Annotated in this window: 10 protein-coding genes; 2 read left to right on the top strand and 8 right to left on the bottom strand. The window is 40.6% G+C overall.

Going from position 1 to position 12678, the window contains the following annotated elements; all coding sequences use genetic code 11:
* Positions 1–51 precede the first annotated feature (51 nt).
* Positions 52–1077, top strand: coding sequence for a PLP-dependent aminotransferase family protein (locus B4A24_RS20730; RefSeq protein WP_293946872.1), 1026 nt, complete (start codon positions 52–54; stop codon positions 1075–1077).
* Positions 1078–1319: 242 nt separating this feature from the next.
* On the opposite strand, the gene B4A24_RS20725 is transcribed toward B4A24_RS20730, so the two are convergent.
* Positions 1320–1925 carry an NAD(P)H-dependent oxidoreductase gene (locus tag B4A24_RS20725; protein ID WP_293946871.1) on the bottom strand — a complete coding sequence of 202 codons (606 nt, stop codon included), beginning with the start codon at positions 1923–1925 and terminating at the stop codon, positions 1320–1322.
* 290 nt (positions 1926–2215) lie between these two features.
* Between B4A24_RS20725 and B4A24_RS20720 the strand changes: the two genes are divergently transcribed.
* The gene (locus B4A24_RS20720) at positions 2216–3151 is read left to right on the top strand and encodes a class I SAM-dependent methyltransferase (protein ID WP_293946870.1); all 936 of its coding nucleotides are present in this window, start codon (positions 2216–2218) and stop codon (positions 3149–3151) included.
* A gap of 553 nt (positions 3152–3704) precedes the next feature.
* On the opposite strand, the gene B4A24_RS20715 is transcribed toward B4A24_RS20720, so the two are convergent.
* From B4A24_RS20715 to surE, 7 genes are all read right to left on the bottom strand, one after another.
* Positions 3705–5885 (bottom strand): DUF4838 domain-containing protein, encoded by a 2181-nt coding sequence (locus B4A24_RS20715; protein ID WP_293946869.1) that lies wholly within the window; start codon positions 5883–5885, stop codon positions 3705–3707.
* A 31-nt stretch (positions 5886–5916) separates the two neighbouring features.
* Complete coding sequence (locus B4A24_RS20710) at positions 5917–7449, bottom strand: YaiO family outer membrane beta-barrel protein (protein ID WP_293946868.1); 1533 nt, start codon at positions 7447–7449, stop codon at positions 5917–5919.
* A 4-nt stretch (positions 7450–7453) separates the two neighbouring features.
* Positions 7454–8890, bottom strand: coding sequence for a glycosyltransferase family 2 protein (locus B4A24_RS20705; protein ID WP_293946867.1), 1437 nt, complete (start codon positions 8888–8890; stop codon positions 7454–7456).
* A 14-nt stretch (positions 8891–8904) separates the two neighbouring features.
* A complete protein-coding gene (locus B4A24_RS20700; RefSeq protein ID WP_293946866.1) occupies positions 8905–10041 on the bottom strand; it encodes a hypothetical protein in 1137 nt (378 codons plus the stop codon).
* The gene (locus B4A24_RS20695) at positions 10034–10414 is read right to left on the bottom strand and encodes a response regulator (protein WP_223583678.1); all 381 of its coding nucleotides are present in this window, start codon (positions 10412–10414) and stop codon (positions 10034–10036) included. Before B4A24_RS20695 ends, B4A24_RS20700 begins: the two co-directional genes overlap by 8 nt.
* Positions 10415–10785: 371 nt before the next feature.
* Positions 10786–11910 carry an aldo/keto reductase gene (locus tag B4A24_RS20690; RefSeq protein ID WP_293946865.1) on the bottom strand — a complete coding sequence of 375 codons (1125 nt, stop codon included), beginning with the start codon at positions 11908–11910 and terminating at the stop codon, positions 10786–10788.
* A gap of 17 nt (positions 11911–11927) precedes the next feature.
* The gene (gene surE, locus B4A24_RS20685) at positions 11928–12662 is read right to left on the bottom strand and encodes a 5'/3'-nucleotidase SurE (protein WP_293946864.1); all 735 of its coding nucleotides are present in this window, start codon (positions 12660–12662) and stop codon (positions 11928–11930) included.
* Positions 12663–12678 lie beyond the last annotated feature (16 nt).

Below are 12678 nucleotides of genomic sequence, written 5' to 3'. Positions count from 1 at the left end.
TTCAGTTTGGACTATATTTAGGTGACAGATTGAAAAATTAAGATAGTCCAGATGCTTCCATTTAAAACCATTATCAAGATTGGAACTACTTTGTATGATTCAAATCTAAAGGGTGCCTTGGTGTCACATCTTTCGAGCTCCAGAGCGATTAATCTATCGGAATCTAATATTTTGATGACCAACGGTGCACAGATGAGCATTTACTTGGTGAGTAAAGCACTCATCAATGAAGGTGACATCTTTATCGTTGGCACCCCTGGATATGCACTTGCCGAATCTTCCTTTACCATGCTTGGTGCATGCGTAATTGAGGTTACTGTGGATGAATATGGAATTGACGTCGATCAAATAGCGGAAATATGCCTTACAAAAAAGATAAAAGCTGTTTACGTTATTCCACATCATCATTATCCAACCACTGTAACTTTAAGTCCCGACCGAAGATTAAAATTAATATCATTAGCAGACACATATAATTTTATTATTATCGAAGATGACTATGATTATGACTTTCATTATCTTTCAGCCCCGCATTTACCGATGGCAAGTTATGACCATAAAGGACGAATAATCTACATAGGAAGCATCTCTAAGAACTTTTCAGCCTCATTGCGCTTAGGCTATGTTGTTGGCACCAGCGATTTAATCAATGCGATCACATATATCCGCAAGCACATTGATATCAGGGGGGATATTATGATGGAGCAGGCTATAGCAACATTATTTGAGAATGGAGCTATTGAGCGACATTTACGAAAATCGACCAAAGTGTATAAGGAACGAAGGGATTATATGTGTAAAAAATTAGCACTTCTCTTCGATGGTCAACTGTCCTTTCAGGTTCCTGCAGGGGGAATGGCGATCTGGATCAACTTCAATAAGGAGTATGATGTACATGAGATCGTTGCTGGTTTAAAGGAAATAGGGGTTTCCTTAAATGACAACATTCTTTTCAGCGATAATAAGACAATGAACCACATCAGACTTGGTTTCTCGTCGCTCGATTTCAAAGAAATAGATTTTTTGATGAAAGCACTCCAGCAGGTGCTGAAGAATTTGTATACCGTTGTGGAATAAGGATACTTGTTTAAATTAAGATATAAGTCCTCCGTAAAGGACATTGCTAATAGCATAGCATACTAAGACTAACTATGTTATTCTACAAACTATCTATAAGATACCAACTCAGTATAATGCCAATAATAAATATTAATACGGCCGTTACAGTGATACCTAAGGGCCCTTGGGCAAAGCTCTCCTCTTCGATTTGCTTGTTTGTCTTGCGGTATTTGAAAAAAGCTAGAACAAACTATTGCCTGTTAAAGTGCTCCATGTATTACAAGCTTTATCTTTTTGACTAATGCGTTAATTTCATTCCGGTGATGTTCCTTCACTTTATCAATTTCCAATGTCCCTCCGAGTACTAGCATTTCTTTGTGCTGAAAGCGTTTTCCTAATCTATCCTCAAGCATTACTTTCTCCATGCTTTGTGCAATACCAATTTCATTCAAAAAATTGTTGGGGTGACCTGCAGTACAGATAACGGCTCCATACTTGATGATTTTCATTTTCGGTAAGTCGGGCTTTTGTCCATAAGCATAACCAACGGAATATACTCTATCAAACCAACCTTTCATCATTGCTGGGCAGTCACTCCACCAAAGTGGGTAAAGAAAGATAACACAGTCTGCGTTTTCTATCTTTCGATGCTCTTCGAGTACATCTTGGGGGATTGGTAAAGTTGTATTTGATTTCCCTTCTCTTTCGTACTCTTCGGCAGTCATTACACTTTGAAAGTTATTCGCATACAAATCAGAGACATCAACGTGCCAATTTTGCGCGTTAAACATATTTTTCAATTGATTCAATATCTCGAAAGTATAGGATTCTCTACTTGGATGACTATAAATAATTAAAATATTCATATTAAGGACTTAAGGTTGATTTTCCTAAATTACTATAAATGACAAACTATTCACTAAAAAAGAGCCGTGATTTTTTTCCTTCATAAACTCTTTTGAACCTTCTCCCTCTTATTGAAATGTACGCTCCACAATATCTGTCGATGATTGTTGCCAAAATGTAAGTATATGTAAATTGTTTGTATTTATTTTCTAGCCTGTAGCGTCTATAAATAATTATTCGTTAATTTAAATAAGTCAACAAGCCTGGAGACTTATTTCTTTGAGCAAAGAAACGTACGATAAACTTAGATATGAATAACAATATTAAAATTAAAGAAAATAAGGGCTTTAATGAAGATAGCTATACACGGCATGCAAAATGGTATAGCACACTCTATCCAGAAAGAACCCAGAAAATAAAAATACTCGAAACCTTAAAGAATTACGATGGGAGTATAAACCACTGGCTACAGAACCTTTTCTTTAGATGTTTAGATCCTTTCACCCAAGAAAAGAATACTCACTGGCTGACCATTGGTGATGCTTATGGCCATGATGCACGGCATCTGATAGATCAGGGTATTGAAAATGTAACGGCAAGCGACCTAGACGATAGCTTTCTCAAAGTATCCCAAGAAACAGGTTTTATTAAAGCATACTGCGCACAGAATGCAGAATCGTTAACATTTAAAGACAATAGTATAGACTATATACTCTGTAAGGAAAGTTACCATCATTTTCCGCGCCCCTATGCTGCGCTCTACGAAATGATACGAGTGGCTAGACAAGCCATTGTGATCATTGAACCGCAGGATCCTATTTCTAAAATGCCAATTTTATTGTTCCTTGCCAATCAATTGGGAAAGATCAATGACAGAATAATCAATAAGATCTGGAAAAATAGATTTTCTTTTGAGAAGGTCGGGAATTTCGTATATAAAGTCTCTGAAAGGGAATTTGAAAAACTTGCCGCAGGACTTAATCTACCTATGATAGCGATCAAGGGAATTAATCCCAACTTTTGGTTTCCCGGTAGCGAAGAGATCAGCGCAAATAAAAGAACGCGAGCTTTCAGAAAGATTCTTTTGAAAAAGAAAATTCGTGATTTTTTGTCTACTCTCGGGATATTGCCGAGCCAAACACTTGCTATCGCCATTTTTAAGAAAAAACCCGACGATTCACTTAGAAAATCTCTTGTTGAAGAGGGGTATCGATTGATTGAAATCCCCCCAAATCCCCATCTTTAGAGCTAAATAGTCATACTTTAATTTTTTATATAATATTAAATCGCAATAATTGGATATTAGATAACCGCTCTGGTGGTCGGTGCAACAACTTTGAAGCATCGGGATCCCTAATCTAAGGGTATTAACTTGTAGCTGATCTGAGTTTGGGCAAACAGATGCTTCAGCATGTTTAAAACCCTGACGGCGTGTCAAAAAACGAAATTTTATGATATTAGACTTATATCAAATAGTTTCCTTTACAGAGAAAATTTCCCATGGAAATCCAGCCTGTATTGCCCCTTGAAAAAGCTGATTGCCGGATGAAATACTCTTAAAAATAGCCCGTGAAAATGAAATACAATTCACTTGTGATGGTTAACCCTTGAGATTGAAAAGGATCTATGCTAAAGACCACAAGTTATATAATGAAAAGACGGGATTATTATCCAATTTAATACATGATCGGAAATTCTGCAGTTCGCGCTATTAGCAAAGCCTCATCCTCATTATGGATTACATGATTGGTTTTTAAAGTTCAAAATCCTCAATAAAAAAAAGGTAGTAACCAATGTTATTAATCCATCCAAATTTCATCACAGGCAATGGAAACCTTCCGCGTGGGATGATAGCGCCATTCTGGTAGGGAAGCGAATGGAAGGGCATGAACACGAATTATTTTAACATCATCTCTTATTGGGGCTTTAAATTTGACTTTCTGCACTGTATAATCTTCATCTATATCTTCAATTTTGTAAGAAAGCAACTCTTTAAAATTTTCTCCATCTTTTGAAGCCGTAATACGGAGCTCTTTGGGAGGAAAAATCCAATGCCGCGCATCTTGAAGGAAACTGAGTTCCAGGGTATCCACCTTTTTTACCTTTTCGAATGTAAAATCAATATCCATTGATTCTCCACTCCATAATAGCCAATTATAGCTATAATCGAGATAGCCGGGTACACTATCGGTTAAAGTAGCTGGACCATTAGCAGGGAACGATGGATCAAAAGGGTATTTCATCGTCATTTTTACCTCAGAGGCTTTATTCGCACGCAGTCCTGCACTAAATATACCTTCCCATTCTGCTGCATATTGATCTGGAGAGACACCGCCCTCGGCAAGCTCTATCACGCCTAGTTTCTTTGCATCTTCAACAAACTGTCGTAGCTTGCCTCGTACACTTGACCTTACGATCCACTTCCCATTCTCCTCGGTAAATATCCCATGTTGGCGCGGCCCATAAAACCGCGCCTGTTGTAAATAGGTATAATCCAGCCCTAGCCCCAATCTTCTGACACGTTGCTCCAATAGCGGATTACCTTCACTCAATATTTCAGCTTTCTCCAGTAAGGTACTGTATTGATCCATTTTCTCAGGGCTCAAATAATCTTTCCTGTTATCAATCGGATTTCCATAGATTGATAAGGTGGAAGAGACTGCGGGTAAGGCATTTCGCCGGGCATTGAGGTAGGCCTTAATGACCGGACCAGCCTTGCCGTAATACCCATTGACAAATTCATCGATAAGCTGATCTTCGGAGACCGTGCTGTCCCACACCAGGTGAGCCAAAATATAGGCATTTAGTTCAGCCATATCACTGTAGCTCGCTCCCCCACCTTGCAAAAATACTCCCTCAACCCCTTGTTGCTGTAAATAGTTCAAACTTTTCTGAAAAGTTCCCTGAATAGGAAAAGGAGCTAAGTAATTTGTAAACTGCGTTAAATAATCCCATACAAAGACATGTGCTGCTTTGGATTTCCAGTCACGCAATTGCCTGCGGAATGTAGCGGCGGATAGTTCATTGCTAATGTCTCCTTTACGAAACGCATCAATATTACTCAATATGACCGAAACATTGTCAGCCACACGAAGATGAGTGGGGGCATTGGCTGTCTGCAAATAAGCGAGTGTCGTAAATTCCTTGTCCGGAAATTTAGCGGCGACCCTATTTACAAAGTGGATCAATGACCCTTGGGCTCCGCCTTCGCGTTTATCAATAACCTGGCAGTGTTCACAGGTACAGCTGCCGATATCGTCATTTTGCGCTATCGACCAGTATTTGGCTTGCGGATTTTCAAGCATTCTTTGCCTGAAATATGCAACGGTATGTTCAAAAACAGCTTCATTGGAAAGACAGAGCTGGGTAGCTTGTCGTTTCCCGTTATAGAGGGAGTAATATTCGGGGTGTTCTTTAAAAGAAACGGATGGTGGTAATATCTTATTAAAGTTATGTCCCCAATCGCCCCATTTTTCTTCTAAATTATCAAGACCATACCAATCCAGGTATTCCTGATCCAGCTCGATTGGGAAATATACTTCTCGAAACTTGAAATTGGGTTTTGCAAAAATATGAAAATCGGCATCCACTACCAACGAAGATAACTTAGGAATGAAGGTATTCTCCCTGCCGGTATACCATTTCCGTGCGCCGATAACATCTCTCACGCAGCGATAAGCGCCGTAAAGAACGCCGCGGCCACTACCTTTGATATACATATTAACCCCATTAAACTGTATCGAATAACTGTCTTCTGGGTATTTTTTATCTGTTGGCACCTGCTCCAATATGATTGCTGGAAGATCGTCGTCATTGGCCTGCAGCTCAAACGATGTGCCCGTGCTCAATTTTGTAAACTCATTAATTACCTGTGCTGCTTTAAGCAGGGTAGAATTGCTTTGGTCGGTACGGATAATATAATTGGAGACACCTTCATTTACCAATGTAATCCGTTCTTTACCTTGAGCGATTGTTGCCATAAAAAGCAGACTTAACATATACTTCCACATATTAAAAATATTTCCTTAATGAAAGATTCAGATCATACTGATTCATAAATCTATTTTCAGCCACTTTGTAATAACTCCATCCCCCCATGAGTGTAAAGCCCCAGCTATCGATACGATGTTGCCATCCGGCATTGATTGATCGTGACAAGAAATCAAATCTGTTGTTTAAAAACTGATATCGGGAAGGATCATCTGGAGAGGTTCCGATATTACCAATGATGGTGACATAGGAATTAGGCTTTTCATTATTATAGTAGTGCCTTACTGCCAGTGAGTAAGCCTGATTCCAACGCTGTTCATCATGCAATAAAAACCCTCGGAGATAGACAAAGGTGGAACCAAAATATCGTCCCGCAGAAGCAACCATTCCATAATTGTCGGTATGGTCGGCCGATCGCACATAACGCCCACCTACATCAAAAAGCCAGGGGCCAACCTCCCGATAAAGACTATATGCAGCCCGCCAGGTAGGAAATACTGTACCATCGGCCCAAGCCAGATGATGGTAGGCATATATCTTTGCGCTATAATTCAGCCAAGTATCCACACCCACTTGATAGCCCTTTTCACCCCTTCTATTTCCATAGTTAAACTGGCCAATGACCATATTCTTTTCGCCTACACTCTTCCCATATTCCACCCCAGAAATAAAAAAGTGTCCATTGGGCCTATCTTGTGCGCTTTGGGTATGATTTAATCCGAGATAGGAATTATAGGGTAAATTTTCCCGGTATACTTTTGCCTCTTGACGATAACGCTCCACTTGCGGTGATTGCCGCTGCAGTTGTTTCATATAGACCAAAGCGGTGTGATAATCTTTATTTGCGGCAGCGATATTTGCTAGCTGTTCACGCATGAACAGTGTGCTATCCCCTTTATCCCAAAGCATCTCATAGCCAATTTTGGCTTTATTATAGTCCTTGCCAGACATATAAGCGCTAGAGCGAAGGTATAAATAACGGTTATCGCTAGCGTCTGCCCGCTGCATACTGTCCGAAATCGCAATAGCTTTTCGCAACTCTCCCTGTTCAATACATTGTCGGCCTTCTTTGTACCAAATGTCGATATTTCGGTTGATAGAATTTTTTATACCCCTGGCTTCAAATTCCCGGTAGGCTGCTGCCAGCTCCATATCATCAGGAAATCGTGTGCGTGCCTGCTGCCAAATTTTTCTAGCTTTTTCTATTTCGCCGTTCACTTCATACAATAATGCCAGGGGCGAGTAGCTGTCTTTATACTTCGCATCACTCGCGATTACGGTTTCGAAATATGGAATAGCCCATTCCCCCCGTCCCATCTTTTGATAGCTCAATCCCAAGATATAATTAAAATCAGTGTACTGGGGGTATTTTGCCAATACCGTCCGACTTAGCATAACTGACTGATCTAGCTTCCCTTCACGCAGGTAGTTGATTGCTAGAGGCACCAAACTATCCACATCGTATTTTTTGTTTTGCCAGACCACCTGTGCGGAGATGGTTTCTGCTAACAAGGACTGGCAGAAAACGACTAATAATATCAATAACTTGTTCATTGCTTTATTTTTTAGCTCCGTCCGGTGGTACGGGTGTTAAGGTACCTTTGCGTTTCATTTCTCCCCAGGAATGTTTTTTACCAAAAAGCTCTTGTAAATATCCTCTAATGGAACTATATACAATAATCGGATGGTAAACAAAAGGTTCTATAAATGCAGTAAGGCATAAGCGTATAATATCCTCCCTACGTTTGTAATACTTATAGACATAATTGTCCAATAAAATCGAGAAACTGGTTAAAAAAACTGAAAACATATATACAAAAACCAGTAAAAGAATGGCCATCTGCCAGTTGATACCGTTTGTCAGGATCAGATAGATATAAAAGAATATACCCAGAATTTCCATAATCGGTGCAAAGAATTCAAAAATGGCGTTGTAGGGAAATACGATCAAGCCAAACTTTCGATAGCTGGGATTCAAAAAAGCCTTGCGATGGGTCCGCATAATTTGCATCAGGCCCCTCGCCCACCGGATCCGTTGACGGGTCAGCATTTTCAGGCTGTCCGGTCCCTCAGTCCAGCATAATGTCTGTGGAATATATTTAACCTCATATTTTTCATTGTTATCACACATCTTCATACACATCCTAGTGACCATCTCCATATCTTCACCCAGAGATTTTGGGTCGTATCCTCCTGCTGCAATAAGAATTTCCTTATCAAATAGGCCGAGGCCACCGGATACGTTGGGGATACAATTCAGGTAATTCCATCCCATTTTACCGAGTAGGTAGGATCGGATATATTCCATCTCCTGAAATCGGGCCAGAATCGGTTTAGGTAAAGCTGCTTCAACCAGCATACCGGAGTCTACATAGCTCGAGTTGGACATGCGCAAAGTGGCCCCCACGGCGATAACACGTTCCTTAGCATCCAATACAGCTTCCATCAGATACACGAGTGTATCATTGGCAAGGACACAGTCAACATCTGTATTTAAGATGTACGGAAAGGCAGCAACATTTATTCCTGCATTGACGGCGTCAGCCTTACTTCCGCCGTTTATCTTGTCAACGACTGTCAGATGTTTATGAGAAATATCGCGCGATTTATAAATGGTTTTTATCTCTTTACAAGGAACTAAATAATCGACCAGAAAATCGACCGCCACAAGATCGAATTCTTTGATCAGCTTTGCTAAAGTGTCATCTTTACTACCGTCGTTAACGATCACGACCTCATATCTGGGATAAAACAGCGTCATCAGTGAACGCACATTATTTACAATAGTCACTGATTCATTATAAGCAGGTGCGACAATGCTGACTCCCGGCGCAATCTCAGATTCCATTAATGTTTGAATTCTTCTGGAATTGCGCCTTTGGAGATTCCTGCGGATCGAGAGCGATGACATCCGAAACAGCATCACATAGACAACTAAAAGTAGCAGACAGTACAATCCAAATAGAAATTCTACTGAAGAAATAAAATGTGTCATATCAAACCTTTCATTTAAATGTAATGGACCATCGGATGATTAATGGAACGAACGAGTTTGCTTTCTTCGTCATCCACCTGTTCCTCAATTTTTCGCAACAGCGCCGTACTATAAGGTTTTTGAGCGACCAATGAACGATAAGCATGTTTTCGCAGGCTTAATGGCATATTGGTATCCATAAACAATCCGTTCAGAAAATCAATTGACTTTCCTTGTCCAACACGGCCGAGTGCCTTCAGTATTTCGAGCTTAGCTGCCAGGCTGCTTTTTTCCGTATATAACTCCTGCAATCGCTCCTCACTATCTTTTGCCAATAGTTTCCCCAAAGAGTTAACGGCTTTTAAAGCGGTTTTTGATTCTTTATTGGCAATAATTAACTTCCAAAGCCCCGCTTCGTTTAACTCCTGATAATAAACCATTAGGTCCATTATCAAGCTGTTAACTTCAGAGGATTTTGAAACATCCAACCATTGTGAAAAAATATAATTACCAAAATATTCCCCCTGGACAATTGTCTGAAAGATATCAAGCGCATGAAGTTGACTGATCCCATACAGTCCATTAAATATCCTGTCAAAAGCTTGCTCTCCGTGCACCTGCAATTGGTATTTAGATGCTGCAACACGGATTTCAACCTGAGGACTTTTCAGCAACTGTTCCAGAATCTTGTCCTGAATCGATACCTTCATCAAGGCCAGATTAGCCAAGGATCTCACCGTTGTAACTACGTTTGTCGCTGAATGTCTAATTTCATATTGTGCTTCTTTATCAAAGCCCAGTTCATTGAAAAGGTTTCGCATACTCCTGCCTTTCTCTCCTCCAATTGTGAAGATAAAATCGTGTAAAATATGACGCACAACCTTACTCACAAGCTTATTATGCAAATCCAGTCCCAATTTATCGACCGGAAAATGGTTGGTCCGGTTTTCTACAAGAACTTGTTCGTAGATAAAATCCCTTAATGCCGGGTAGATGCCGGAATAGGCTGTCCGATACCGATAATCACGATAATAAAAAATAACGATTCCAATAAGGCAAGCAGTCCAAAACAATACGCTCAAGATCAAGGCAATGACAACAAATATAGGCCAGTAATCGCCTTCAAAAAAGGCGCGAATATCACGGATGATATGCTCTAACGTACTAAGCATGGCCGATTCGCAAACGTACACGTGAAATTAACTCAGAGGGAGATATTGGCTTTTTGATATAATCATTTGCGCCAACTTCAAAACCCTCCACAATACTGTTATCATCACGATATCCAGAAATAATAATAACTGGTACCTGGTTATTGGTATTGCTCTTTCTGATCCGATCTATAATTTCAAAACCGTTGGCGAAAGGTAGTGCCAGATCAGTAATAACCAAATCAATTGATTCGTCCGAGACTAAAGAAAGTGCTTCCTTGCCAGATTTGGCAAGTAGCAGGTCGTACCCCTCCCGTAAAAGAACAAATTGCATTGTACTCAACAGAATCTCATTGTCTTCGACAACAAGAATTCTCTTTTTTTTGTCCCACATAGTGTTTAAATTAGTTTTTCATAGTGAAACAAAATTTGATAAAAAAAAGAGAATTCACTGTAGCACAACCACTACAAGCCTGTCAGTATCATTTAAACGCAGTTTTTTTTTGAACCACCAAATAAGATGACAATAAAATGACATAAAAAGCTTAGTTTGCCATAATAAAATGGTAGTCTTACTATATAAAAATTAAACTTTTAGGATCAACAACATCAATACTGCCCGAGTAAAGTTAAGGATGGAGGTCTTTGGTTTGGGTCTCCAATCATACGTACCGCTATGATGGAAGTCTTTCTAGGGATTTTAATCATAAAATTTAAATAGAAAATAAGGATGCGCATATCGCACCTTATTTTCTATTTAATATATTAAGCCTTTGGTACCGGCGCATTTTCTTCTATTAGTTTTTCATGCTTTAATTCCTCCCAAAAGCTAGCTGCTATCTTAGTCTTGAAAGATTGAGCATTTTGAACCACCTGCTCGGCGGTATGTGCGCCGGGTATCACGCCGGATACTTCGGCTGGTGCAGCAGCAAATTGTAAGGCTGCAGTCCGTAGGTCTACCGCATGATTCGCTGCAACCCGCTGTAAAGCATTGAGCTTTTCTTTAACTCCGGCAGGGAATTTACCATCATACAGATAACGGTTTTTACCGGACAGAAATCCAGCGCATAAAGGAGCTCCTACAACAATCGATACGTCCCGTTCAGCCACTTTTGGGAAAACTTTATTCAGATCATCGTCATGTTTGATCAATGAATATTGACAGGCCGAGAGAAAGATATCGGGATCTGCAACCTCCAATGTCTGCAACATAGGCTCTACGGTATTGACCCCGAGACCCCAGCCTTTGATTAGCCCCTCCTCTCTCATTTTAGTTAGTTCGGGCATTGCTCCTTTAATCGCTTGTTCGAAATACTGCGCATAGTTGTCTTTCATATCGCCATTATCTGGCGAAAGATCATGAATAAATACAATGTCTATTGACGATAACCCCAACCGCTGTAAGCTATCCTCTACACTTCGTCTCACGCCTGCAGCACTATAATCATATTGATAACCAAAATTTAGCTTCCCTTTCCAGAGTAATTGTTCCTTTGTAAAATTCTCTTCTGGCACTAAAATTCGTCCTACCTTGGTGGAAAGTGTAAAGCTGTCACGTGGTTGGTCTTTTAAAAATAAGCCCATTCTACGTTCACTAATACCCAGACCATACCAAGGGGAGGTATCAAATAAACGTATCCCAGCATTCCATGCGGCCTCTACCGTCTGTAGACATTCAAGATCTGAGTTGTACTGAAATCCGTTACCCAATGCTACCCCGCCAAGTCCAGCTTTATCGGTAGGACGAAATCGCTTCTTCTGTGTTAAATTTTCAGGTGTTGTCATCTTATGTTCTTTTGATGTTGTTAACAAAATATCAGGTGTCGCTGCACTCAGTGCAAAGCCTGCGCCTGCAAGGCTGGCCTGTACCAAAAATTTTCTTCTTTTCATATGCTTTATCCTTCATCTCATTTTCCTTGACTCGCCAATCTGGCGGAAAGCTCGTCATGCGCAGTCAGATCCAGCCGTAAGGGTGTAATTGATACCAGTTTATTTTCTACCGCCCAACGATCTGTCCCTTCCTCTGCTGGTTCAAGTGGTATCACTGTAATCCAATAATTCTTTCTTCCCATAGGGTCCTGACCGGGCACTACGTTGCCATCGTAGAGCCGTACCGATTGCCTAGTCCACGAGATTCCCTTGGGTTTTGGCGGAAAATTTACATTATACAGAGCCGGTCCCTTATTGTTAAGCAAGATCTTGAGGACATCAGCTGTCCATTCAGATAGCCCTTCAAAATCTGGTTCCGACTTGCCAACAGGTGTGCTTAGAGCGATACCGGTAATACCGAGGAGCATAGCCTGTTTTGCTGCAGCAAGGGTACCGGAGTGCCACATGGAATTCCCTAGGTTAGGGCCCATGTTGATGCCAGAAAGAACCACCTGTGTATCGGGAAACATATGTAGTCCCAATGCCACGCAGTCCGCCGGTGTCCCATTAACCCTAAAAGCATCAATTCCCTCAAAGGTAATAGGCGCGCTTCGGTAGCTTAGGGGCCGGGAATGGGTGATAGCATGTCCCATAGATGACTGTTCTACATCTGGCGCAACAATCCTAACGGTACCAAACTGCTTCGCGGTTTTCGCTAGTGCTGCTATGCCCGGCGAATAGATACCATCATCATTTGTAATAAGTATATTCATAGTTGTACCTTTTATA

This window comes from Sphingobacterium sp. UBA7249, assembly GCF_002472835.1.
Classification (GTDB): domain Bacteria; phylum Bacteroidota; class Bacteroidia; order Sphingobacteriales; family Sphingobacteriaceae; genus Sphingobacterium; species Sphingobacterium prati.
The sequence above is the reverse complement of the archived record's forward strand: the minus strand, read 5'-3'. Positions and strand labels throughout refer to the sequence as shown.

Excerpts from the sequence above, each read along its gene's own strand:
- B4A24_RS20700 (WP_293946866.1), bottom strand. The coding sequence starts at position 10,041 with ATGCTTAGTACGTTAGAGCATATCATCCGTGATATTCGCGCCTTTTTT.
- B4A24_RS20705 (WP_293946867.1), bottom strand. The coding sequence starts at position 8,890 with ATGACACATTTTATTTCTTCAGTAGAATTTCTATTTGGATTGTACTGT.
- B4A24_RS20725 (WP_293946871.1), bottom strand. The coding sequence starts at position 1,925 with ATGAATATTTTAATTATTTATAGTCATCCAAGTAGAGAATCCTATACT.
- B4A24_RS20710 (WP_293946868.1), bottom strand. The coding sequence starts at position 7,449 with ATGAACAAGTTATTGATATTATTAGTCGTTTTCTGCCAGTCCTTGTTA.
- surE (WP_293946864.1), bottom strand. The coding sequence starts at position 12,662 with ATGAATATACTTATTACAAATGATGATGGTATCTATTCGCCGGGCATA.
- B4A24_RS20720 (WP_293946870.1), top strand. The coding sequence starts at position 2,216 with ATGAATAACAATATTAAAATTAAAGAAAATAAGGGCTTTAATGAAGAT.
- B4A24_RS20730 (WP_293946872.1), top strand. The coding sequence starts at position 52 with ATGCTTCCATTTAAAACCATTATCAAGATTGGAACTACTTTGTATGAT.
- B4A24_RS20695 (WP_223583678.1), bottom strand. The coding sequence starts at position 10,414 with ATGTGGGACAAAAAAAAGAGAATTCTTGTTGTCGAAGACAATGAGATT.
- B4A24_RS20715 (WP_293946869.1), bottom strand. The coding sequence starts at position 5,885 with ATGGCAACAATCGCTCAAGGTAAAGAACGGATTACATTGGTAAATGAA.
- B4A24_RS20690 (WP_293946865.1), bottom strand. The coding sequence starts at position 11,910 with ATGAAAAGAAGAAAATTTTTGGTACAGGCCAGCCTTGCAGGCGCAGGC.